At 67.7% G+C, this 22259-nt stretch carries 20 protein-coding genes, 1 tRNA gene and 2 pseudogenes; 9 read left to right on the plus strand and 14 right to left on the minus strand.

From position 1 onward, the window contains the following. Nucleotides 1-34 precede the first annotated feature (34 nt). The 6 genes and pseudogenes from KO353_RS01610 to KO353_RS01635 all read left to right on the plus strand — a co-directional run bounded on the left by KO353_RS01610 (nt 35) and on the right by KO353_RS01635 (nt 4817). A complete protein-coding gene (locus tag KO353_RS01610) occupies nt 35-679 on the plus strand; it encodes a glutathione S-transferase family protein (RefSeq protein WP_218286040.1) in 645 nt (214 codons plus the stop codon). 267 nt (nt 680-946) lie between these two features. After that, complete coding sequence (locus tag KO353_RS01615; RefSeq protein ID WP_218286041.1) at nt 947-1165, plus strand: hypothetical protein; 219 nt, start codon at nt 947-949, stop codon at nt 1163-1165. Between the two features lie 30 nt (nt 1166-1195). Beyond that, nucleotides 1196-1813 (plus strand): annotated as a pseudogene (locus KO353_RS01620) (AI-2E family transporter); the annotation flags it as partial. A 56-nt stretch (nt 1814-1869) separates the two neighbouring features. Then, nucleotides 1870-1962: transfer RNA gene (locus KO353_RS01625), tRNA-Ser, on the plus strand. 75 nt (nt 1963-2037) lie between these two features. After that, nucleotides 2038-3975 carry a DUF6538 domain-containing protein gene (locus KO353_RS01630; RefSeq protein WP_218286043.1) on the plus strand — a complete coding sequence of 646 codons (1938 nt, stop codon included), beginning with the start codon at nt 2038-2040 and terminating at the stop codon, nt 3973-3975. A gap of 413 nt (nt 3976-4388) precedes the next feature. Beyond that, nucleotides 4389-4817 (plus strand): hypothetical protein, encoded by a 429-nt coding sequence (locus tag KO353_RS01635; protein WP_218286044.1) that lies wholly within the window; start codon nt 4389-4391, stop codon nt 4815-4817. Here the strand turns inward: KO353_RS01635 and KO353_RS01640 are convergent. The 11 genes and pseudogenes from KO353_RS01640 to KO353_RS01685 all read right to left on the minus strand — a co-directional run bounded on the left by KO353_RS01640 (nt 4792) and on the right by KO353_RS01685 (nt 18213). Next, nucleotides 4792-6453, minus strand: a complete 1662-nt coding sequence (locus tag KO353_RS01640; protein WP_218286045.1) for a PriCT-2 domain-containing protein — start codon at nt 6451-6453, stop codon at nt 4792-4794. The genes KO353_RS01635 and KO353_RS01640 overlap by 26 nt on opposite strands. Beyond that, complete coding sequence (locus KO353_RS01645; RefSeq protein WP_218286046.1) at nt 6446-6733, minus strand: hypothetical protein; 288 nt, start codon at nt 6731-6733, stop codon at nt 6446-6448. The genes KO353_RS01640 and KO353_RS01645 overlap by 8 nt, the downstream gene beginning before the upstream one ends. A 425-nt stretch (nt 6734-7158) precedes the next feature. Beyond that, nucleotides 7159-10287 carry a type I restriction endonuclease subunit R gene (locus KO353_RS01650; RefSeq protein WP_218286047.1) on the minus strand — a complete coding sequence of 1043 codons (3129 nt, stop codon included), beginning with the start codon at nt 10285-10287 and terminating at the stop codon, nt 7159-7161. Further along, nucleotides 10284-11378, minus strand: a complete 1095-nt coding sequence (locus KO353_RS01655) for a DUF4268 domain-containing protein (protein ID WP_218286048.1) — start codon at nt 11376-11378, stop codon at nt 10284-10286. Before KO353_RS01655 ends, KO353_RS01650 begins: the two co-directional genes overlap by 4 nt. A 36-nt stretch (nt 11379-11414) precedes the next feature. Then, a complete protein-coding gene (locus KO353_RS01660; RefSeq protein WP_218286049.1) occupies nt 11415-12728 on the minus strand; it encodes a restriction endonuclease subunit S in 1314 nt (437 codons plus the stop codon). After that, a complete protein-coding gene (locus KO353_RS01665; RefSeq protein ID WP_235691978.1) occupies nt 12725-14104 on the minus strand; it encodes an HsdM family class I SAM-dependent methyltransferase in 1380 nt (459 codons plus the stop codon). The genes KO353_RS01660 and KO353_RS01665 overlap by 4 nt, the downstream gene beginning before the upstream one ends. Before the next feature lie 78 nt (nt 14105-14182). Further along, nucleotides 14183-14560 (minus strand): type I restriction-modification system subunit M N-terminal domain-containing protein, encoded by a 378-nt coding sequence (locus KO353_RS17125; RefSeq protein ID WP_235691979.1) that lies wholly within the window; start codon nt 14558-14560, stop codon nt 14183-14185. A 90-nt stretch (nt 14561-14650) separates the two neighbouring features. Further along, nucleotides 14651-15082: a hypothetical protein gene (locus KO353_RS01670; RefSeq protein WP_235691980.1), complete on the minus strand. Its 432-nt coding sequence runs from the start codon at nt 15080-15082 to the stop codon at nt 14651-14653. Further along, the gene (locus tag KO353_RS01675; protein ID WP_218286050.1) at nt 15079-16413 is read right to left on the minus strand and encodes a recombinase family protein; all 1335 of its coding nucleotides are present in this window, start codon (nt 16411-16413) and stop codon (nt 15079-15081) included. The genes KO353_RS01670 and KO353_RS01675 overlap by 4 nt, the downstream gene beginning before the upstream one ends. Then, complete coding sequence (locus KO353_RS01680; RefSeq protein WP_235691981.1) at nt 16410-16844, minus strand: DUF2924 domain-containing protein; 435 nt, start codon at nt 16842-16844, stop codon at nt 16410-16412. The genes KO353_RS01675 and KO353_RS01680 overlap by 4 nt, the downstream gene beginning before the upstream one ends. Nucleotides 16845-16916: 72 nt before the next feature. Further along, nucleotides 16917-18213, minus strand: a pseudogene (locus KO353_RS01685) (IS3 family transposase). Between the two features lie 286 nt (nt 18214-18499). Here KO353_RS01685 and KO353_RS01690 point away from each other — a divergent pair. From KO353_RS01690 to KO353_RS01700, 3 genes are all read left to right on the plus strand, one after another. Continuing rightward, on the plus strand, nt 18500-18835 hold the full coding sequence (locus KO353_RS01690) for a transposase (protein ID WP_218284934.1): 336 nt from the start codon (nt 18500-18502) through the stop codon (nt 18833-18835). A gap of 261 nt (nt 18836-19096) precedes the next feature. Continuing rightward, a complete protein-coding gene (locus KO353_RS01695) occupies nt 19097-19495 on the plus strand; it encodes a DDE-type integrase/transposase/recombinase (protein ID WP_218286051.1) in 399 nt (132 codons plus the stop codon). After that, complete coding sequence (locus tag KO353_RS01700) at nt 19453-19743, plus strand: integrase core domain-containing protein (protein WP_218287221.1); 291 nt, start codon at nt 19453-19455, stop codon at nt 19741-19743. Before KO353_RS01695 ends, KO353_RS01700 begins: the two co-directional genes overlap by 43 nt. Nucleotides 19744-19947: 204 nt before the next feature. Here the strand turns inward: KO353_RS01700 and KO353_RS01705 are convergent, their stop codons facing one another. From KO353_RS01705 to KO353_RS01715, 3 genes are read right to left on the minus strand one after another with little or no spacing between them, the layout of a single operon-like run. Next, a complete protein-coding gene (locus KO353_RS01705) occupies nt 19948-20610 on the minus strand; it encodes a class I SAM-dependent methyltransferase (protein WP_218286052.1) in 663 nt (220 codons plus the stop codon). Nucleotides 20611-20624: 14 nt separating this feature from the next. Next, the gene (locus KO353_RS01710; RefSeq protein WP_218286053.1) at nt 20625-21629 is read right to left on the minus strand and encodes a protein kinase family protein; all 1005 of its coding nucleotides are present in this window, start codon (nt 21627-21629) and stop codon (nt 20625-20627) included. Further along, nucleotides 21626-22255, minus strand: coding sequence for a hypothetical protein (locus tag KO353_RS01715; protein WP_218286054.1), 630 nt, complete (start codon nt 22253-22255; stop codon nt 21626-21628). Before KO353_RS01715 ends, KO353_RS01710 begins: the two co-directional genes overlap by 4 nt. Nucleotides 22256-22259 lie beyond the last annotated feature (4 nt).

The following is a 22259-nucleotide window of genomic DNA, read 5'->3' on the forward strand; positions in this document are numbered from 1 at the left end:
CTAGCGTCCGCCCTGCAGCCATGCGGCGAGAACCATGATCGACCTCTACAGCTTCGACACGCCGAACGGGCGCGAGATCAGCGTCGCGCTCGAGGAGATGGGCCTGCCCTACCGCGTGCACGTGGTGGACATCACGAAGGGCGAACAGTTCCATCCCAACTTCCTGAAGATCAGCCCGAACAACAAGATCCCGGCGATCGTCGACCCCGAGGGCCCGAACGGGCGGCCCGTCAGCGTGTTCGAGAGCGGCGCGATCCTGCTCTACCTCGCCGAGAAGACCGGGCGCTTCCTGCCGCGCGATCTTGAGGCGCGTATCCCCGTCTGGGAATGGCTGATGTGGCAGGTAGGCGGCTTCGGCCCGATTCCGGGCCAGGTGCATGCCTATCTCCTTGTCCAGGACGAGGCGGCGCGCGCCCACCCGCTCGAGCGTTTCCAGAAGGAGACGAACCGGCTCTACGGCGTGCTCGACCGGCGCCTTGAGGGGCGCGAGTTCGTCGCCACCGAAGGCGAGCCCTCGATCGCCGACTTCGCGATCCTCGGCTGGGCCTGGCGGCATGAGCGGCATCGGGTCGATCTTGCAACGGTGCCGAACGTCAAGGCGTGGTACGAGAGGATGATGGCGCGGCCTACCGTGACGCGCGGCTTCGCCGTGCCGATGCGCCACCCCGTTGCGGCCTGAGCGCGCGAGCCGGGCAAGGCGCCGAGGAGCGGGGCGTCGATGCGCGCACGCTCGGCGCTGAGGGGGCGTCGCCGTCGCCCTGATCGGCGCGCTTGCCGTTGCCTGCGCGCTGATCCTCGAGCCGTTCATCACCCCGATCCTGCTTGCCGGCGTGCTCGTGCGCGCGACGTGGTTCGGCCAGGCGTGGCTCGCCCCTCGGCTCGGCCGCGCCTGGGCCGCGGCGGCGATGGTGACCCTTGCGGCGCTCGTCCTCGTCTCGTCCTCGTGGTGCCGCTCGCGCTCGTGGTGCACGGGCTTGCCGCCAACCTCGCAGCGGCAGGCGATGTCGGGCGACGGATCGCCGCCTCTCTCCCTGCCGAGCCGCCTGAGTGGCTCGCGGGCCTGCCGTTCGTCGGCGGCGTGATCGACGGGATCTGGGCGGAGGTCGCGCCGGCTGTGGCGGAAGGAGGGGAGGCGCTGCGTGCGCTCATCGAGCCTTACGCCTGAACGCTCGGGCGGCTCGCGCTCGCCTTCGCCGTCTCGGTCGGCGAGGGGTTGTTGCAGCTCCTGTTCGCGCTGCTCGTTGCGTTCTTCCTCTATCGTGACGGCGAGGCGCTGATCGAACGCCTGAGGCGCGTGGCGGAGCGTGTCGGCAGCGACCGTGCCCTCGAGCTTCTCGACCTCACCGGCGATACGGTGCGGGGCGTGGTGTGGGGGCTGATCGGCACCGGGATCCTGCAGGGCGTGCTCGCCTGGAGAGGGTTCATGATCGCGGGGGTTCCGGGCGCCGCGGTGCCCGGGTTCATGACCGTCCTGCTCTCGATCGTTCAGATCGGTGCGCCGATCCTCTGGGCCTCGGCCGCTGCCTGGCTGTTCGCGGAAGGCGAGCCGGGCTGGGGCCTGCTCATGCTGATCTGGGGCGGTGTCGCGGTGAGCTCGACCGACAATGTGGTCCGCCCGTGGTTGATCAGCCGCGGCGCGAAGCTGCCGTTCCTGCTGATCGTTCTCGGCGTGATCGGCGGTCTTCTCGCGTTCGGGTTCCTTGGGCTGTTCCTCGGCCCTGTGCTTCTTGCGGTCGCGTGGCGGCTCGTCGAGCGATGGACGCAGCGCACCGCGGCCGGCGAAGGCGTCGCGGGTGGGGGTTCGTTGACGTGAGGGGGGTGGGCGGCTAGAAGCGCCCTCGCATATGCCGTGTATGCACCGCTCTGGGCGGAGGGGTGGCCGAGCGGCTTAAGGCGGCAGTTTGCTAAACTGTTGTACGGGGTTAACCCGTACCGTGGGTTCGAATCCCATCCCCTCCGCCAAGTCTTAACAAGGACTTAGCAGATCCAGGGCCTCCGGGCCGCCGATCCAGCGGCGGGCGGGAATGGCGCACCTGAGTGCGACACCTCGCCCCCGCCAAGCGCGAGGGCGCGGGCATGGGCGGCCGGGTTCATCTATTGGCAAGGCTGGGGCGGTTCTATTGGCGGGCGCGCCTGCCGCTGGCGCTAGCGAGCCGGATCGGTCGCAGCCACTTCGGGATCGCCCTGAGGACGAGCGACCGGGCGCTCGCGCGGCGCCTTGCGACGCGCGCGACCGCCGCCATGGAGAGCCTTGCCGAGGCCGTTGCGATGACCGCCCAGGAGCCACAGCAGCCCACAGACGCCGAACTGATGGAGATCCTGCGCGAGATGTTCGTCGGGATCATCGCGAGGAGCGAGCGCGCGCACCTGCACCGCGCCGAGGACTTCGACCCCGACGCCATCCGCGACGACGACACCGACGAGGAGGCGCAGGCGAAGGCCGAGGCCGACCCGATGGAGAAGGCGACCTACTGGCGCGGCGCCATCACGCGCAACGCGCTGGAAGAGATCCGGCCCTTCACCCAGGCAGCTCTGCGACGCCGCAACCGCGCCGCACCTGAGCCGGAGGAGCGGCACCGCGCGTTCCTCCGGATGGCGCTGGGCGTCGCCGCCGAGGCGCACGAAATCGGCGGCGCGCGGCGCGTCGGGCATACGCGGCCCGCCGTCTTCCCCTTCGAGGGCTGGCCCGGCCCCAGCGCGATCGCAGACGCCGAGCATGCAGGCCCAGCGCGCCCGAGCGTCTCGGCGCTGTTCGCGGATCACGCCGAGCGGAAGCGGTGGAGCCCGGCGAACCGGCAGAAGGCCGCCGTAGCGGTGCGGCTGTTCTCAGGCCTCGTTGGAGACCGAGCCGTTTCGGTCATTCGCAAGACCGACGCCGCCGACTTCAAGCGACAGTTGGAGAAGATGCCCGCCGCCTGGGCGCAGGCGGCGATCTACCGCGACGCCGCCGCAGCGGGCGATCTCCGCGCCGTGATGGAGACCGTCAAGAAGCTGCGCGACACTCTGGCGGCGACGAAGGATCCCACGATCACGCTGCCCGATGGCTCGACCGTGCCGCGCGAGCGCGCCGAGGTCTTGGCGGCGCCCATGCATCCCAAGACCATCAACATCCACCTGGAGTTCTTCTTCTCCGCGTTCCGCCGCTTCATCGCCGAGGGCGAGTTCGTCGGCGAGAATCCCTTCGCCGCGCTGCGCTTCGACAAGCGCGAGCTGCGCCACAGCGCCGACGACGACAACGGGCGCGACGCCTGGCCGCGTGCGCAGCTACAGACGCTCTTCGATTCGCCGCTCTGGACCGGCTGCAAGGGCGCCACGCGCCGCAAGGAGGCGGGCCCGGTGGTGATTGAGGACGGATGGTTCTGGGCGCCGCTCATTGCCCTCTATGCCGGCCTCCGGATGGAGGAGGTGCTCCAGCTCCGCACCGCCGACATCGCGAGCATGGACGGCCTGCCCGTGATCCGCGTCGCGTGGTCGAACGAGCAGCGCAAGAAGTCGCGCTCCGCGCGGCGCGTCGTGCCGATCCATTCTCACCTCATCCGCGTTGGCCTGCTCGACTTCGCCGAGGAGGCACGCACGCGCGGCGTGCGCCTGCTGTTCCCCGAGCTGCCGAAGACGCAGCCGCGCAATACGCTACAGGCCTATTTCTCGCGGCGCTTCGTGGTGCTGCGACGCGAGCTCGGCATCCCCGACCGGCACGACTTCCACGCGCTGCGAACGACCTTCGACACGGCCCTCGAACGGCAGCCGACGACCAACACGACGCTGGTTCGAATGGCGATGGGCCACAGCCTCGGGCGCGATATGGCGAGCCACTACGCCAAGATCACGCCGCCCGACTTCGCGCCGCTGATCCAGTCCCTCGACTTCGGCCTCGACCTCACGGCGCTGATCGCCTCACGCGGGCGCCGCCAGCGCCCCTTCGAGATCCACCCGACCCGCGAGGAGGACCAGGCGAAGCCCGACGCCGACCAGTAGCGGCCCCCGCCCGGCGGTCCCGTCCGGGGTCCCATCGCGGCACGCCGCGATGAGTGCCCCGGAAGGCCAAGCCGCCTCCGGCGGGGCACCCGTGCGGGCACCGCCTTAACCGGCCCGGCGAGAGGCGGCGAGGGCCCGGGGTGCGCGCCGCGCAGCGGCACGCCCGAGGCGGGCCACCTCACACGGTTCGCCTTGCGCGACCGCTCATCGGCCCGGTACCGTATTTCAACCGTTGGGGCCGAGTCGTGATCGCCGGGATCCTGCTGACCAAGTTCTCCGCGAGGGGCTGCGCGAGACGCCGGAATGGCAGGCGCTGGACCCCGCCAACCCCTGCACATTCTTGCTCTCTTTTCAATGTCCTGTTATTATAATCTACGTAACGACACCATGACAAACATACGGATAATGCAGAGATGAACTTACCAGCCAAAATGATGGGAGCTTTTGTCGGCTTCTTTGCTGGATCATTAGTACTACTCCTGCTTTTTTACTTTATTCAGTTTACAATGGAGCTTTTTGAAATTAGAAGAGCTAGAATTGCGGTTCCAGTCAAGCTTTTTGTCCTCCCATTGATAACAGCTTTTGTCGGCTTTAAGGTCGGACCCACTTTGTCTGTTGTCGTCCAGGACTATCTTGGGGACTCAGGTCCATTGACGCGTTTTTTGTTTGCAGCGCCGATTTTTTGGGCAGTTGTAGTTTTAGGTTATGTTCAAGTTTTTGAGCCGTTTGGCCGCTGGATATCAGAAGACGAGTGGATTTTAGTGGCAAAAATCATTTTGTTTCCGATTGGCGTCTTATGGGCTGGGGCGCTCTTCTTTATGAAGTTCGTTTTTCGTGAGTAAGACCTTGTTTCTTGTGTTCTGAGTAGCGGTGGTAGAGCAGTATTGGTGACAGGCGACGCCGAGAGCCGGATCGCGGCGTAGGATCCATACTCCTGTCCGCGCGGCGCGCGCGCAACACCTCGGACGCCCGCGCCAACGCCTTGCCGCGCAAGCGTTCCGCGCCGTGTGCGCAATGTTGCGCGACAGATTCGCCGTGGCGGATTTCGCGCCCTATGTGACGTCCAGACGCTACACAGGGAGAGCGACCATGCAGAAGTCCGCCACCGCCAAGAACACCAGACAGAAGCCCGCGCGCAAGCCGACGCCGAAGCAGCGTGCACAGCCGCGCGCCCCGCTGACGCCCGACCAGCTGGCCGCGCTCGACGTCCTGTTCGACGCCGCCACAGAAGGCGGCCCGCCCCGTGCTGATCTTGATCTTGTGCGCCGCCTCGCGGTTCAGGCGATGGATAAGGTTCCGCGCGAAGGTGAAGGCCTGGCCGCGCGGCGCCGCCTGCCAGCAAGCGCCGGTCCATCGCAACCACTGCCCGGTGTCCTCGACGTGGCGCAACGTGTCGGCGTGCTGCGCCTCGAACATTCTGGCGACGCCATCCTCGGAAAGCTCAAGGTCGAGCGGCGCGGACGGCGCGGCGGAAAGTGTCTGCGGCGCGGACACTTTCGCGGCACGGCGCTGGATGGCTGGCTTCCACCCGTTCTGTCGCGCCTCCCAGAACAGCGTGCCGACCGTCACCTCCGGCGGCGAGGTCCGGAAGCTCTCCCACTTGCGTCGCGTCTCCGCCGGATCGTGCTTCGGCGACTGCGCGGACCAGGCGTAGAACAGCTCGGCGCCGTCGTCGCCCAGCGCATCCCAGATGGCCGCGCCGATACGGAACCAGCCGTGCCAGTCATGCGTGTTCGGGACGTGGCGAAGCGCGTCTTCTACCGCAGCCCGCGTGGGAGGCGGCCAGCCGCCCGGCGGCGGGGCGCTGGGACGTGGCGGCGGCGTCGCGGGTGCCGAGGATGCGGCCGAGCCCGTGGCGGCCTGTGCGGGCTTCCCACGGCCGCCCGTGAGGCGCCCGGCGGCGGCCAGTATCGCCTCGGCCGATGCCAGGAATTCGACCAGCGCCGCGGGCGCGGCGAGCGGCAAGTCGGCAAGCGGCACCACGTCGAGCCCGCCGCCATGCCATTCGTAGTCGCGGCCGGCGTCCGGATGCACGCCGTAGGCTACGAACTGTTGCCCGGAGCCGAGGATTTCCACTTGCGCCTTGCTGCCATCGGCGAGTGTGTATTCGCCGGTCAGCAGCTTCTTACCGGCCTCGGCGGCGCGGTAGGGGATCAGCAGCTTCGGCGGCCTGCCGATGCGGCGCAGCGGGTTGGCGCCGATGACCCGCTCGGCCTCGGCGGCCAGGTGCTCGGCGAGCGCGGCGTCGAGCACGTCGATATCAACGGCCCGCACCTCGTCGGTCCTGACGCCGGTGTTGTCGGCATCGCGGAGACGCTGCCAGGCGGCGATGCGCTCCGCCGTGACGGGAAGAGATTGCCACCCGTCGAGAACCGGGCGCTTGCCGCGGACCGGAATCGGGCAGTAACCGTTGTTGAAGAGGACCAGTCGCAGCGCGGTGACGGCGGCGTGGTGCGGGGTGCCGGAGGCGTCAGGCATGGTCCGCCTCCCCGGCGAGACGGGCGCGAACAAGGCGATGGAGCCGGAACAGCTGCGCCGCCTGCTGCCAGGTGATCCGCTCGTATCCCCGGCACGCCATATGTTGAAGCCAATGCCAGCGGGCTTCGTCGTTGATGGTGTTGGAGTGCTCGGCGGCGAGGTCGCAGGCGCACTCCCAGGCGCGCCGCTGGATCGTCTGCGGCGGCGGGATCAGGGCGGTGAGCGGTGCCGAAACTTGCCGTTCCGGCTCATACTCTGGTAGAACGCGATCAGCACGCATCGTCTGCGTTTCCTTGCTGACCGCGTGCTAGGTTTTGCGTGAGCGCGCCGCCCTATGCTGCTGGAAAGGCTTGGCTTCTACAGCCTTGCCAAGGTTGGGGTCGAGGGTTCGAATCCCTTCGCCGGCTCCAATTGCCGCGTATCCAACCCTTCTCCCGACCGGTGACCGGCGCCGAAAGCCGCAGGTTTCCCGCGCCGTTGCGCGCGGACCTTGAGACTGCGCAGGCGGAACGAGGGCCGTTTTCGCTCTCCGGACGGCGGATTCTCTCAGAACCTTGATACTGGGCCGATTTAGTCTACAAGCTTAACGCTTTGATCTGACAATGTATTCCGTTGGGGTTACGACACCGAAGTTCGCATTTCGACCGCCCGAGCGGTCGCAGCGCGGTGCCGAAAGGTGGGCGACTCGCCCCCGAGCTCATCGCCCTATCCCGCTTCCGCGTGGCCCCTGGACCCTCCGCTCGTGCGCAGCGCTTCCCACAGCGCGCCGGGACCAAGCAGCATCGAGATCAAGCCCGCCTGAATCGCCTCCGAGTTCAGCGCCTGGCGGCTCATGCTGCCGTGTGCCTCCATCGTGGCGATGATCGCGTTCAGCAGCTCCTCCCGCAGATTCGGCGAGTTGCCGAACTGCTCGCGCGTGTTCGCCGCAGCCTGGGCACGCAGCGTGGCGCCCTCCATCATCTTGGACCGCAAGCTCTCAGCGAAGGCGACCCGGTCGCCATCCGTCAACTCCCCCTCGAAGAGGTCGTTCAGCGCGCGGATGATCTCGCCAAGCCGCTGCTTCTGCCGATCCTGCACCTGGCCCGAGCCGACCTCGGTCGGCGGCTTCAGCCCCTCGGCGGGCTCGCCGCCGGCAAGCTTTAGCCGCTGCTGGCCGAGGTCGCGCATGCGGTGATGCGTCAGCCGCAGCGCCGAAAGATCCACCCCCTCCCGCTCCCGCCCATAGTCCAACAACGGCAGCAGCATCTTGCTGAACAGGTAGAGCTTCTCGAAGTCGGTGTTCCCGTAGTCGAACATCTGCCCGAGGAACTCGTACAGCCGCACATAGCTGCCGAGGTCGCGCTTGAAGAGCAGCAGCACCTCCATCTCGGCCTTGGCCGCCTCGCGCGCTTTCGTCCCGTCCGCCCCGGCCCTCGAGGCCTGCTGTGCCTGCCGGAAGCGGGTCAGCAGCCGGTTGCTCACCGGCCCGATGGCGGCGTCCAGATCCGCCGGCGTCGCCTTCGGCTTCACCGCCACCTTGGCCACGCGCTCGACCTCGAAGCGGTCGTAGAGGCCCATCGCATCGAGCTTCTTGCGGAGATCCAGCACCACATTGGGGTCGCTGACATCGGCGAGCTCGGCAGTGCCATGGTACTGCCTGAAGGCGGCCAGGATCTCCTCGGGCTCGTTGACGAAGTCGACGATGTAGGTGGTGTCCTTCCCCGGATGGGCGCGGTTGAGGCGCGAGAGCGTCTGCACTGCCTGGATGCCGGCAAGGCGCTTGTCGACATACATGGCGCAGAGCAGCGGCTGGTCGAAGCCGGTCTGGAACTTATTTGCCACGAGCAGCAGGCTGAACTCCGGCGTAGCGAAGGCCTCGCGGATGTCGCGCCCGCGCAAGCCAGGGTTCATGTTGGCCTCGGTGAAGGACTCGGAGCCCATTTCCGGGTCACTGACCTCGCCGGAGAAGGCGACTAGCACTCCGATCGGGTAGCGCCGCTCGCGGATATAGGCCTCCATCGCCGTCTTCCAGCGCACGGCCTCCTTGCGGCTCGCCGTGACCACCATCGCCTTCGCCCGGCCGCCGAGCAGATGCGCGACATTCTGTCGGAAGTGCTCGACGACGATCCGCACCCTTGCCGCGATGTTGTAGGGATGCAGCCGCACCCAGCCCAGGATGCCCTTCTTCGCTTCGCTCGCATCCACCTCCCGCTCGTCGAGCTCGCGCCCCTCATGCGTCAGGCGGAAGGCCATGCGGTAGGAGGTGTAGTTGCGCAGCACATCGAGGATGAACCCCTCCTCGATCGCCTGGCGCATGGAATAGACGTGGAAGGGCGCGGGCAGGTTCTCCCTGCCCGCGGGGCGCGAGGGGTCGGGGCGGCGGCCGAACAGCTCGAGCGTCTTCGCCTTCGGGGTCGCGGTGAAGGCGACATAGCTGATGCCGGCATCCTGCGCCGCGCGGGCCTTCATCTCCGCCGCCAGCAGGTCTTCCATATCCACCTCGCCGCCATCCTCAAGCGCGGCGATCTCCTCGGCCGAAAGCGTCGCCTTGAGCTTCGCCGCCGCCTGGCCTGTCTGGGAGGAATGCGCCTCATCCGCGATCACCGCGAAGCGCTTGCCCTGGGTGGCCGCGAGCCGCCGCACCTCAGCCAGCGCGAAGGGGAAGGTCTGGATGGTGCAGACGACGATCTTCTTGCCCTTGGCCAGCGCCTCAGCGAGTTCGCGGCTCTTGGAGGCACCCTCGCCGGTGATGGTCGCGACCACGCCTTGCGTGCGCTCGAAACCTTCCACCGCCTCCCGCAACTGCCGATCCAAAACGTTGCGATCGGAGACCACGAGCACCGTGTCGAACAGCTTGCGGTCCGCCGAATCGTGCAGGTCGGCGAGGAAATGCGCCGTCCAGGCGATGGAGTTGGTCTTGCCCGACCCTGCCGAGTGCTGGATCAGGTAGCGCCCGCCTGGGCCTTCCTGCAGCACCGCCGCGAGCAGCTTCCGGGTGGCATCCAGCTGGTGGAAGCGCGGGAAGATCCAGCCCTGAAGGCGCTTCTTCTCGTCCTTCACCGGCACGAGATAGCGGCCGAGGATGTCGAGCCAGGAATGGCGCTCCCACACCTCCTCCCACAGATAGGCGGTGGGGGCGCCGTTGGGGTTCGGCGGGTTGCCCGCACCCCCCTCATGGCCGCGGTTGAAGGGGAGGAAGCGGCTGTCCGCGCCTTCAAGGCACGTGCACATCCGCACCTCGCTGTTGGAGACGGCGAAATGCACCAGCGCGCCGCCGGGAAAGGCGAGGATCGGCTCCGGCGTGTTCCGCCCCGGCAGCCTCGGCAGGCGGTCGAAGCGGTACTGATCCACCGCATCCTCGACGCGTTGGGTGTAGTCCGACTTGAGCTCGGCGGTGGCGACGGGGATACCGTTGAGGAACAGCACGAGGTCGAGGCTGTTCTCGTGATGCGGCGAGTAGCGAAGCTGGCGCACCACGCGCAGGCGGTTGGCGGCGTAGCGGGCGGCCAGCGCCTCGTTCATCGCCAGCGCCGGGCGGAACTGGGCGAGCTGGATCGGCCGGCGCAGCCCCACGACATCCAGGCCGTGGCGCAGCACCTCCAGCGTGCCCTGCTTGTCGAGTGCCGCACGCAGCCGGTCAGCGAGCATGGTCGCCGCCGCCGGGCCGTGCGTCTTGGTGAGCGCCTGCCAAGCCTCGGGCTGGGTTTCCTGCACCCAGGCGGTCAGGTCCTCCGTGAACAGGCCGCGGGCGCGGTCGTGGCAGGCGGCGGCGCCGGGGTCATACAGCCAGCCATGGGCAGAGAGGTGGGCGCAGATTGCCTCTTCCAGCCGGGCTTCGCGGTGGAGGTCGGTCATGGCAGGGCCGCGATGCGCTGGCGAAGCGCGGCATCGAGGCGGATCATGGCGTCGACCAGGCGTTGATGGATGGCCGGCCACTCCGCCTCGGGCGAGCGATAGCCGCCTTCGATCTCCTGGTAGATCCGGCATTGGCGGACGCCTTCCTTCTCTTCCCAGACGAGAGGGGCACCGAACTCGGCCTCGATCGCGGCGCGATCCTGCGACAGCTGGCGAAGCAAGTCCTTGCCATCGTCACGCTGGAACAGAACTTCAACCCGGGACTGAAGCCGCCCGACCACATAATTGATGCTCGCCCCGGCCTTGCCGATGGCACGAGAGAGCACGCCAAGAGCGACATACGGAGTGCGCTCGGCATGAAGCGGCGTGCGTGTTCGCGCGCTATCCATGAGCCCGGCGAAGAAGCGCTCCAGCAGCCGGCTGCGTTCGCCGCGCTCCTTCCTCTCCGCCGCCTGCTTGGCGCCGATCTGCGTCTGGAACTCCGCTGCTTCCGGCAGCGGGATCAGGGGCTGGATGTCGAGCAACAGCCGCCCATCGGGCATGCGGTGCGGCCTCAAGCGGATGCAGCGGATGTCGAGGCCGTAGCCCTCGCGCAGCCAGAGGACGGTGGTGGTGATCTCCTTCCCGAAATCCACGGCGGCGAGGATGATGCGCGTCTCCTGCGCGAAGGCTTCCTCGTCCGGTTCCGTCCAGCCGAGATGGGCGAGGATGGCGGCCTTGGCTGCGGCGGGATCGGGAGCGGCCGGGTTGCGGTAACGGGCAAGGGCCTGCGCCGCTTGCTCGAAGGTCATGGCCGAGACCATGGCGGCGTAGCGCAGCGCCTGCAGTTCCATGTGGCCGCCGCTCTCGTCGCGCTTGAGTTCGACGACGACGAGATTGGCGCTGCTGTCGAGGCAGAGGAGGTCGATGCGCCGGGAGCTGTCGGCCCAGTCGCCGAACTCCTCGGCGAGGACGAGCAGGCCGTCTTCCAGCGCCTCGATGTGGTGGGCGAGGAGGCGCTGCAGGTCGGCCCTCTCCTTCATCCCGAGGGTGGCGAAGCTGGTGGCGGGGATCGGCGTCAGCGTGCCGGCGGAGGCGTCATAGATCGGCATGGCGGGAGCTTGGCGTGCGACGGGGTGGGCGGGGGGTCATGCAGCGGCGGCCTCCTCGGCGGGGACGAGGCCGCGGACGTCGATCTTGCCGGTGACAGCGGCGGAGATCAGCGCGGCGCGGCGTTCCTTGAGCAGGGCGATGGCGCGTTCGGATTCAGAGATGAGGGTATCGATCTTAGCGCATTCGCGGTCGAGGAAGGCGGCGATGGCGCGCTGTTCGGCGGGGGGTGGGAGGGGGATCGGGAGGTTGCGGATGAACTCCCAGCTCGCGCGCGGCATCTTCACGCCATAGGTCGAGCCGTCGATGAGCAAGATCACCTCGGAGGACAACAAAAGGCGCTGAAAGAACTCGGGCCGATTTGGTGCCGGGACCCGGATCACATGGAAGTCGCCGACCGCCTCGCCGGGCCGGTCGGCAAGCCACGCCTTCGCCAGATAGGGGCGCAGCTTGCCGAACAGGATGTCACCCGCGCGGAACGAAATGCCCTCCCCTTCGAAGTCGGCCTCAGTCTCGATGAGTCTGCCCGACCAACTTTCCACGTGTTCCAAGCCAACCGCAAACGACCGATCCGCGGCGCGTTCCGTGACGAGCCGTGCAACCCGCTTGAACGGCAGCACTGCCCACCCCGCCGGCACCTGGCCGATCCAGGCCACGCCGGAGTCCTTCATCGGCGCGGAGGGGTCGAGGCCCTTGGTGACGGCGTGGGAGATGACGGCCTGGCGCTTCTCCTTCAGCAGCGCGATCAGCCGCTCCTGCTCGGCCACCAGCGCATCGATCTTGCCGCATTCGCGGTCGAGGAAGGCCGCGATGGCGCGCTGCTCGGCGGGGGGTGGGACCGCCACGACGAAATTGCGCACGAACTCATCGGGCACGCGCTTCTGGCCGCCCGCGCCATACATCGCGGCCGTCCCCGCGTTGCGGAAGTCGGGTCCCACGAACAGCCACTGCAGATACGCTGCGACCGCTCGGCCGGGCAGCGGGCGCACCACGATCAACTCCGTCGTGCCGAAGCCGATGCCGCCAAGCAGCCCCGCCGCTAGCGCGCCCTTTCCGTTCTCGAAGCAGGGCGTAATCTTCGCGATCAGCAGGTCGCCATCGCGGAAATAGGTGTAGCCTTGCTCCACCGCGCTCAGCGGGCGCGTTGCATCGAGCCGCAGTGATCCGTCGTCCCCGATGGCGTCCATCGGCAGGAAGCTGACCTCGGTCTCCGGCGGCAGGCTTCCGATCTCAGACTTGGAAGGGTTAAAGTGCGCTATGAAGCGAAGTCGTGTCAGGTTCCAATGCGCCGGCACGCGCCCGAGCCACGGCACGCCGCTCTCCCGATAGGCCGGATAGGCAGGCAGGCTCATGCCGCCAGCCCCTCCAGCATCGCCTTGATGCGCGCCGTCACCTCCCTCAGTTCCGCATCGATCGCCTCCAGCGGTCGCGGCGGCTCGAAGACGTAGAAGAAGCGGTTGAACGGGATCTCGTAGCCGATCCTCGTCTTCTCCTCGTCCACCCAGGCATCGGGGGCGTGCGGCAGCACCTCGCGCGCCATGTAGTCGGCGATGTCCTGATCGAGCGGCACGCTCTCCGTGTCGCGCAAGGCAGGGTCGGGCAGCGGCTTGCCCTTCTGCTTTCCCTTCTGGCCCAGCACGATGCGCCCCGCCTCGTCGCGCAAGGGCCGCTCGACGGTGATCTGCCGATAGCCGAACACCTCGTTGCGCAGCAGGCGCGAGAGCGGGGCGACCTTGACGCGCCCGCCTTCCGGCGCGGCCGGCGGCGCCTCGCCCGCGCGCAGGATGACTCGGCTCGTCTTGCCTGCGGCGTCTGTGATCGTGGCGAGGTCAGCCTCCGCCGCATCCCCGAACAGGCGGGTGACGGCGGCGATGTCCTCCTCGCCCATCTCCTTGCGCTTCGAGCCGAGGCTCCGGCGCATCTTCTGCCAGAAGGCCGAGGCGTCGATGAGCTGCACCAGACCGCGCCGTTGGGGCGGCTTGCGGTTGGTCAGGATCCAGACATAGGTCGCGATGCCGGTGTTGAAGAACATGTCGGTCGGCAGCGCGACGATCGCCTCCAACAGGTCGTTTTCCAGCACATGGCGGCGGATTTCGCTCTCGCCCGAACCGGCGCCGCCGGTGAACAACGGCGAGCCGTTGAGCACGATGCCGATGCGGCTGCCGCCCTCCTGCGCCGGGCGCATTTTCGAGAGCAGATGCAGAAGGAACAGCAGCGAGCCGTCCGAGATGCGCGGCAGGCCGGGGCCGAAGCGCCCCGCGAAACCCTTTTGCTCGTGCTCGCGCCGGACCTCCTTCTCGACCTTCTTCCACTCCACGCCGAAGGGCGGGTTGGAGAGCATGTAGTCGAACTTCTGCGTCGGGTGCCCATCCTCCGAGAGCGTGTTGCCGGGGACGATGTTGCGCACGTCCTGGCCCTTGATGAGCATGTCTGCCTTGCAGATGGCGTAGCTTTCGTCGTTCAGCTCCTGGCCGAACATGGTCAGCCGCGCAGCGGGGTTGTGCGCGAGCAGATGTTCGGCCGCGACCGAGAGCATGCCGCCGGTACCGGCGGTCGGGTCGTAGATGGTGCGCACCGCCGGGGTGCCGGGGGTAAGGATGTCGCTGTCCTCGATGAACAGCAGGTTCACCATCAGCTTGATCACGTCGCGCGGCGTGAAGTGCTCGCCGGCGGTCTCGTTGGAGATTTCCGCGAATTTGCGGATCAGCTCCTCGAAGACGAGGCCCATGTCATGGTTGCTGACGGCGGCGGGGCTGAGGTCGAAGCCGATGAAGCGTTCCGTGACCTGGTAGAGCAGGCCGGCCTTCTACAGCCGGTCGGTCTGCTCGGCGAAGCGGAGGCGTTCGAAGATGTCGCGAACGCGGGCGGAGAAGCCCTGGACATAGGCGGCGAGATTCGGCCCGATATGGTCCTGGTCTCCCATCAGGCGGGCGAGGTCGAGCGAGCAGGTGTTGGCGAAAGGCACGCCGGTGATGCGAGCAAGAAAGGGCTCGGGATTGAGACCCTGCTTCTGGCACTCGGCGACCTTGGCCAGCACCTGCGCCTTGGTGGGCGCGAGCACGCAGTCGAGCCGCCGCAGCACGGTGAAGGGCAGAATGACGCGGCCGTACTCGGAGGGCTTGTAGTCGCCGCGGAGCAGATCGGCGACGGACCAGATCAGGGAGGAGAGGGACGCGTGACTCATGCAGCGGGCTCGATGTGGATCCTGGGGGCGCGCTGGCGGACGCAGGGGCGATTCAGCGAGCCGTGACTGTGCCCGGACATCTCGGGCCTGTCATCCGCGATGCGCGGGCGGGCGGAGAGTCGGCGCGTGGTCGCGAGACCCAGCCAGCACGGCCCGCTGCACCACCCACGCCACCGCAAACGGCTCCATGAGCCTCGGCAGCGTCATCCCCTCCGTCTTTTTCCCCTCGACGATCGCCTCGACGAGATCCGGCGCGAGCAGGGTGAGTTGCAGCAGCCGTCCGAGGTAGCCGCGGTCGAGCCTCTCCCCGGCCGCCATCTCGCTGATCGAGGCGTAGCGCCCCTCGTCGAGCATGCGCTGGTAGCGGAAGGCGCGGGCGAGCGCCTTGAGCAGCGCCGGATCGGCGCGCGTCGTGGTGTGCGTTGGCAGCCCGTAGACCACCGGCGTGACGACCGTCCTGCGCCCCGGCCGCCGACGGATCCTGAGCGGCACGCGGACGGTGATGTGCGTGGGCGCGGTCACGCCGCGACTCTCTCTGTACCGACCAGCCCGAGGTCGCGCACCAGGCTGGCGAGCCCCTCGACGCGGAGGCGGATCTCGGCGCCATCCAGCCCGACCGTGACGCGCTCGACCAGCGAGCGGACGATGCGCTGCTGCTCTGCGGGGAACAGCTCGTCCCACAGCGGCTCGAGCCGATCGAGCGCCTCGCGCACGTCAGCTTCTGTCAGGTCCGGATCCTCCGCCTTCGCCGCCACCCACGTCCCGACCACGACCTCCGGCTGCCGCAGCAGGGCGCGCAGCTGCGTCATCACCGCCGCCTTGATCTCCCCGGCGGAGACGCGCCGGACGATGCCGTCGTCGGCCTCACCCTTCAGCGCCCGCTGGGCCACGTAGTAGCGGTAGAGCCGCCCGCGCTTCCGGCTGTGCGTCGGCGAGAGCGCGCGTCCGTCGGTGCCGAAGATCAGCCCCTTCAGCAGCGCCGGGCTCTGCGGCCGATTTGCCTTCGCGCGTGCGCGCGGACTCACCTGCTGGAGCGCGTGCACGCGCTCCCACAGCGCGCGCGATACGATCGCCGCGTGCTCGCCGGGGTAGACGTGGCCCCGGTGCGCGACCTCGCCGACATAGGTGCGCAGGTTGAGGATCTTGTACACGTCGCCCTTGTCGATCGGGCGCCCTCTCCGAGTGGTGATCCCCTCCGCGCGACACCGGCGCACGGTCTCAACGCCGGAGCCGGTCTCGGCGAACACCTCGAACACCCGGCGCATCCGCGCGGCCTCGCGCTGATCGACGATCAGCTTTCGGTTCTCGACCCGATACCCGAGCGGCACCTTGCCGCCCATCCACATCCCCCTGGCCTTCGAGGCGGCGACCTTGTCGCGGATGCGCTCGCCGATCACCTCGCGCTCGAACTGGGCGAAGGACAGCAGGATGTTTAGCGTCAGCCGGCCCATGCTGGTGGTCGTGTTGAACGACTGTGTCACTGAGACGAAGGTGACCTCGTGGGCGTCGAACACCTCGACCAGCTTGGCGAAGTCCATCAGCGAGCGGGAGAGGCGGTCGATCTTGTAGACCACCACCACGTCGACGAGATCGCGCTCGATATCGGCGAGCAGGCGCCTGAGCGCGGGGCGGTCCAGGCTCCCTCCCGAGAAGCCGCCGTCGTCGTAGCGGTCGGCGACCAGGGTCCAGCCCTCGGCGCGCTGGGAGGCGACGTACGCCTCGCAGGCTTCGCGCTGGGCGTCGAGGGTGTTGAACTCGCGGTCGAGGCCTTCCTCGGTGCTCTTTCGGGTGTAGACCGCGCAGCGCTTGCGGATGACGGAAGCCGGCAGGTCGGGGAGCTTGCGCCGGCTCACGGTGCACCCCGTGGATTGCGAATGCCAAAAAATTGCCAGCCGTTCCAGCGCGTGCCGGTGATGTGGCGGGCGATTGCGGACAGGGAACGGTATGGCCGGCCTTCGTACTCGAAGTCATCCGGCCGCACGGTCACCACATGCTCGACGCCCCGCCACTCGCGCAGCAGCCGCGTACCGGGGAGTGGTCGGCTGTCCGCACGGATGCGGCGCAACACCACGTTGCCGCCGTCGAGCTGCTCGCCCAGCGCCTCGAGCCGAGCCCGCGTCTCCGGCTTCAGCCCGCCATAGGCGAGTTTCTGGATCCGGTAGGCGAGCCGGCCGACCAGATAGGGTCGGTTAAAGGGCGGCGGCTCCTTGCCGAACAGTGCGCGCCACTGCTGCTTCAGCTCCGCCGTGGTCGCGGTCTGCAAGGCCGCGAGCCGCGGCAGCACCTGCGCCGGCGGGATGGTGGGGAACGTGGGCGCCGGCTGCGGTGGGCAGGTGGGGGTGTGGAGTTGCCCCTATCAAACCGGACAGCCGGCATGGGTTGGTGACTGTTGTGAGACGAAATCAGGTGGCGAGCGCATTTGCAAGCCGCTGTGAGGATGGATGGTGTTGTAGTCCTCGAACCATTTGGGCAGGCGCTGGAGGACGGACATGGCGTCTGGCCTTGGGTTCACGCGGACGTAGTCGCGCTTGAAGGTCTTCACGAAGGCCTCGCAGACGCCGTTGCTCTCGGGGCTGCGGACGGGCGTGAAGCACGGGATGAGGTTCAGGGCGGTGGCGAAGTCGATGGTTTCGCCGGCGGTGTAAGGGGAGCCGTTATCGGCGAGCCACTGGACAGGTTGCGGGGCGCGCAGGGCATTGAAGCGCCGTTCGACGCAGTCGAGCATCATGTCACGGATCATCTCGCCGCTGATGCCGCCGGCGGAGGTGCCGGCCCAGGCCATGACCTCGCGGTCGTGGGTATCGAGGGCGAAGGGTGAGGCCAGAGCGCCACCGGTCCGAGCGAACGGCCGAACCGGACGACCTCGCCGTTCCAGCAGGGGATTTCGAAGCCGTCGGAGGCCCAGCGATGGTTGGAGGCGGGTGCGACGACAGTGCCCTCGTGGGCGCGGATGGCGCGCCGGCCAGTTTGTGGCTGCAGGAGCAGGGAAGAGAGGAGCATGAGGCGAAAGACGCGCTTGTGGTTGAGTGGTAGCTTGCCCGAGCTGCGCCGCGCGCGGTTGAGCAGCGCCGTGACGCGGCGGTAGCCGTAGGTTGGGCGTGCGTCGGTGATGGCGCGGATCTCGGCCAGGATGGTTTCGTCTTCGGTGCGGTAGGGGCCGCGCCGGGGCCGGTCTGGCTGACTGGTGGCGGGGAAGGCAGGGTGGGAGGCGAGTTGCTCGACCAGGTTGGACCTGGCGACGCCGAGGGTGTCGGCCACGGTCTTCACCGGGAACCTGCCGGTGGCGGCGAGGGCAAGTGCAAGGCGGGTTTTTTTGGGCGTGCCTGCGCGAGGGCCTCGCGCAGGATCTCGGTTTCCATGGTCTTGCGGCCGAGCAGGCGCTCGAGTTCGCGGACGCGGTTTTCGAGTTCCCGCACGCGGCTGATGGGGACGACCTCTTCGTCGGCCCTGATTGCCTCCTGGCCACCCTCTGTCATGCGCCGCCTCCACTGGAACAGCAGGCTGGGCGAGACACCGTGCAGCCGGGCGACGGCGGAGACCGTCATGCCGGGCTGCATGGTCTGCTCGACCAGCCGGACCTTTTCCTGGGCAGTGTAGCGTCTCCGGCGCTCGCGGCCGCTGATGATTTCGACGCGTTCGATGGGCTTCGACATAGGCGTACGCCTAGGCTTGCGCCTAGGCCCTCTGGGCTACGCCGAGTGTCCGGTCGAATTGGGGGCCAATCCAGGGTGGAACGACTCGTCATGCGTCCTCCGTGTCTCGAGGGTTCGCATGACGGCGCTGGTGGGGAGTCGAGTGTAGCGAACTCTCTCCGCACTCCCGAGCTTCCGGGTCGATCGCGGTGAGCTGGCCCTTTTTTCCTTGGACATCCATTTGTCGAAGGACGCCCGAGGATGGCTGCTTCCGAGATGCCGAGACGAGAGACCCCGGAGCGGGGTGATGGGGCTGAGCGGCGCGCCGGCGGCGGGGCCGCTCGCTCCGGGGCAGCGCTGGAGCGTGGCGCGCAAGCGCGCGGTGGTGCTGCGCCTGATCGCGGGCGAGCCGGTGGAGCTTGTGTCGCGCGAGATCGGCGTGCCGGTGTTCAAGCTCGAGCGCTGGCGCGAGCGAGCCGAGGCCGCGCTGGAAGGGGCGCTCAAGGAGCGCGAGGCCGACGGCGAGGGCCCCGAGCTGGCCGCCGCGCTGCGTCGGATCGGCGAGCTCAGCATGGAGGTCGACCTCCTGCGCGCGAAGATGGGCCAGTCCCCCGGCCCTTTGGCCCGGAAGCGGTGGCGGTGATGGCCGGGTCGGTCTCTCCTGCCACCGGCCGCGCCTACGGCGTGGCGCGGGTGTGCGCGGTCTGGGGCGTGCCGCGATCATCGTTCTACCTGGCCCGGCAGGCGGCGCAGGGCTTGGCCCCCGCGCGGCCGACCGGCCGCCGCGGGCCGAAGCCCGCGGTTCCGGACACCGCCCTGCGGGCGGCGATCCGGGCCGACCTCGCCCGCTCGCCCTGGTCGGGCGAGGGCCATCGCAAGGTCTGGGCGCGGCTGCGCGTCCGGGATGGGCTTGCGCATCGCGCGCAAGCGGGTGCTGCGGCTGATGCGCGAGAACGCCCTCCTGTCGCCACACCGCGCCCGCCCACGCCCCGCCGACGACCATGACCGGAAGATCATCACCGACGCGCCGAACGTGATGTGGGCCATCGACGGCACGCAGGTCGCCACGGTGCGCAACAGCAAGGTCTGGCTCTTCGCCACGGTGGAACACTGGAACGCGGAGGCGCTCGGCTGGCACGTCAGCAAGCGCGGCACGCGCCGCGAGGCGCTGCAGGCCATGGGCATGGCCGTGCGCCAGCAGTTCGGCCATCTCGGCCGCGACGCCGCCCGCGGCGTCCAGCTGCGCCATGATCACGGCAGCTGCTTCATGGCCGAGGACTTCCAGAACCAGACACGAGCCTAGGGCATGACCCCGAGCTTTGCCTTCGTAGGCAGCCCCAGACCAACGGCGTCGTCGAGCGGTTCTTCCGCACACTCAAGGAGCAGGTCGTCCACGGCCGCGTCTTCGAGACCCTCGAAGACCTCCGCGACGCCGTCCGAGCCTTCATCGCCCGCTACAACGCCCAATGGCTGATCGAGAAAAACGGCCACCTCAGCCCACACGCACGACGCCGCCAACACGAGCTTGCGGCCATGCCCATGGCCGCGTAACCCAACCGAGTGTCCAAGGAACCGGGTCCGGTTCAACCGCTGCTCCGGGTCGATTACTCGTGCCGGCGGATAATCACGCCGTGAGGGTCAACACGACCACTTCGGATTCGGAGCGACCTGTTGTGAACCGCTGACGCTGCGAGGGCTGCAGGGACGGTTCGTCTCTGCTCGGGGATCCGCTCATGCCAGCTTGCTTGGCAGGACTTACTCAAAAAAAATGAATTCGTAGTCCCCCGTGTAGCCGGCTTTGGAGAAGATCCACTCCCACTCGTCCGGAGTATGGAAGGCGCGGCAAGTGAGCTGCCAGTACATGAGGTTTACCTTTTCGCGCTCGGTACGATACGCCTCGACGACCACAAACTTTTCCGCCTTCGAGACCCGCTCGATCTCGGCAAGGGCAGCAAAAAGATCGTAGATGTATAGGTTGTGCAACGTATTAATCGAGACAACCAAGTCGAAATGGTTGTCTGGCCAGTCGAGCTTTGCTGCCGTGCCGTGGCGGATCTTCCCCTTAACGCTCTCCATCGCATGCTCGATCGCGTAGGAGGAGATGTCGATCCCCTCTACTTCCAGGCCGGGCACGCTCTCGGCGAGGTCGTGCATCAGGAAGCCCTTGCCGGCACCGACATCGAGCACGCGCATGCCCGGCCTGAGCCCATAGGTGTCACGCATCGCGTCCGCAACCTTGCGCCAGCGCCCGTCATATCGGTAGCCGCCATATCCCGTATCTCGGCTGCCGTCCCAGTAATCGTAGCCGTATTGGACGGCGAGTTCCGCTGCCTTCGCCTTGTCGCACCGCGTGACGCGTGCGAGGTAATCGCGCTTGGTCGATTTGTGGATCAGGCTGACGAATTCGCGGTATGCCATCCTGGACACTCCTTTCAGGTGGTTTGAAGGCGGTCGAGCGCGGCGGCCGCCTTGGCAAGCTGGGCGGCACAGCGCGACGCGCGGTCTGCTCCTTCTGCGAAATGGCGTCGGGCTGCGTCGGCCACAATGAACTCATTCAACATGATGCACACCCACTTGATGCCATAAGCCGGCAAGAGGGCATCGCAGCGGGCGCTATGTGTAATGGTACCAAGCCCAAGGGCTCCCAGAACCGCGTCTCTGAAGGCAGGATAAAGCGAAGGTGGGGCAGGGAGGTCGGGCTGGCAGAAGAAGTCGCAGATCAATTTCGCCGGATCGTCGCGACCGGCGTATTCGAAGTCGAGGAAAGTCAGGCGTCCGTCCGCTTCGAGCGCATTGTGGAAGCCGAAATCCGATGGCGAGATGCACCATGGCAGCGGCGTCGAGTCGGGGGTGAGGTTGCGCACAAAACGCCGCCAGGCCGGCACGAGGCGGCTGCGGACCAGTGCTGCGGCGGTCTCGAAATAGGGGGCAGAGGGATCAAGCCGTGCCTCCAGTCGTGCGACGCGCCGGGCAATCGCCTCGAGGTGGGCTGCAAGCGAGAAGCAGGCCTCTGAGGCAGGTGGCAGCGCCTCGGCTGCGCTCCGTGCCACCCTGGTGTTCAGCGCAGCGATGAACCGCGCTGCCGCCTCCACATGTCGCGGTTCGACGGCGGCAATCCGCGCGCCCGGGACGAAGGCGTAGAGCGCCGTGTGGCTCGCTGGATCGGCCGCAAGCGGCGCGGGCACCGTTCGCAGGCCGCATGTGTGCCAAGCGTAGTGTAGGAATGCCCACTCCGCTCCGAGCCGATCGCGCGGATCGCGCGGATCGTGGTGGTAGCACTTGATGACAAGGGGAGGGCCGTCGCGCTCGATCCGAAACACCCGATTGTTGCGCCCCCCTGGAAGACGCGTCAGCGCATGTGGCGAATCCGTTAGCCCGGCTTTGCGCATCAACCGCGACGCGGCCTCGATCGGCGTGACCTCGGCGATCACGCTCACGCCGCGGTGCGGCCGAACAGCGCGGCCGTGATGCTGTCCCAGGCGCCGTAACGTTCGAACCTTCGTCCCTGCCAAGTGCCTTCGGGATAGTTCGCCTCAGGATCGAACAGGATCGCGCGGCAGCAAGCGGGAAACGCGGCCTCTGCAAGCACCTCCGGCAGGTCGTCGACGAAGGCGTCGAGCCCGAGAGCGGCGATGCGCGCGAGCTTAGCGGCGATCGTCACCTCGAAAAGGACGCGCTCGGGGGGAATGCCACCATGCGCGGGATCGGTAAGACGGTGTGCGGCCAGGAACGCGCGCGCAGCCTCGTGCAGGTCGTAAGGGGGCCCGCGATAGGGCACCCGCGTCCGGTGGCTGACGATGAACACGTCGTGACCGGCGTGTTGAGCGGCGGCGATGAAGGTGGCCACACCCGGATAGGGTCGGACCAAATCCATCCGCGCGCCATAGACATAGCCCTGGAGCTCGGTCCAGTCGTTCTCTCGTCCGATCGCGCGCAGGTGGTTGCGCACGCTCGTTTTGTCCCTCGGCAGATCGGTTGGAATAAGGCCCCGCTCCACCGCTGCCGCATGAAACACGCCTTCATAGCATGCGATGGTATTGTCGAAGTCGATGCCGATTCGCATCGGT

This window comes from Elioraea tepida (genome assembly GCF_019203965.1).
GTDB lineage: Bacteria > Pseudomonadota > Alphaproteobacteria > Acetobacterales > Acetobacteraceae > Elioraea_A > Elioraea_A tepida.

Excerpts from the sequence above, each read along its gene's own strand:
- KO353_RS01610 (WP_218286040.1), top strand. The coding sequence starts at position 35 with ATGATCGACCTCTACAGCTTCGACACGCCGAACGGGCGCGAGATCAGC.
- KO353_RS01635 (WP_218286044.1), top strand. The coding sequence starts at position 4,389 with ATGAACTTACCAGCCAAAATGATGGGAGCTTTTGTCGGCTTCTTTGCT.
- KO353_RS01640 (WP_218286045.1), bottom strand. The coding sequence starts at position 6,453 with ATGCCTGACGCCTCCGGCACCCCGCACCACGCCGCCGTCACCGCGCTG.
- KO353_RS01645 (WP_218286046.1), bottom strand. The coding sequence starts at position 6,733 with ATGCGTGCTGATCGCGTTCTACCAGAGTATGAGCCGGAACGGCAAGTT.
- KO353_RS01650 (WP_218286047.1), bottom strand. The coding sequence starts at position 10,287 with ATGACCGACCTCCACCGCGAAGCCCGGCTGGAAGAGGCAATCTGCGCC.
- KO353_RS01655 (WP_218286048.1), bottom strand. The coding sequence starts at position 11,378 with ATGCCGATCTATGACGCCTCCGCCGGCACGCTGACGCCGATCCCCGCC.
- KO353_RS01660 (WP_218286049.1), bottom strand. The coding sequence starts at position 12,728 with ATGAGCCTGCCTGCCTATCCGGCCTATCGGGAGAGCGGCGTGCCGTGG.
- KO353_RS01665 (WP_235691978.1), bottom strand. The coding sequence starts at position 14,104 with ATGGGCCTCGTCTTCGAGGAGCTGATCCGCAAATTCGCGGAAATCTCC.
- KO353_RS17125 (WP_235691979.1), bottom strand. The coding sequence starts at position 14,560 with ATGAGTCACGCGTCCCTCTCCTCCCTGATCTGGTCCGTCGCCGATCTG.
- KO353_RS01690 (WP_218284934.1), top strand. The coding sequence starts at position 18,500 with ATGGGGCTGAGCGGCGCGCCGGCGGCGGGGCCGCTCGCTCCGGGGCAG.
- KO353_RS01695 (WP_218286051.1), top strand. The coding sequence starts at position 19,097 with ATGGGCTTGCGCATCGCGCGCAAGCGGGTGCTGCGGCTGATGCGCGAG.
- KO353_RS01705 (WP_218286052.1), bottom strand. The coding sequence starts at position 20,610 with ATGGCATACCGCGAATTCGTCAGCCTGATCCACAAATCGACCAAGCGC.
- KO353_RS01715 (WP_218286054.1), bottom strand. The coding sequence starts at position 22,255 with ATGCGAATCGGCATCGACTTCGACAATACCATCGCATGCTATGAAGGC.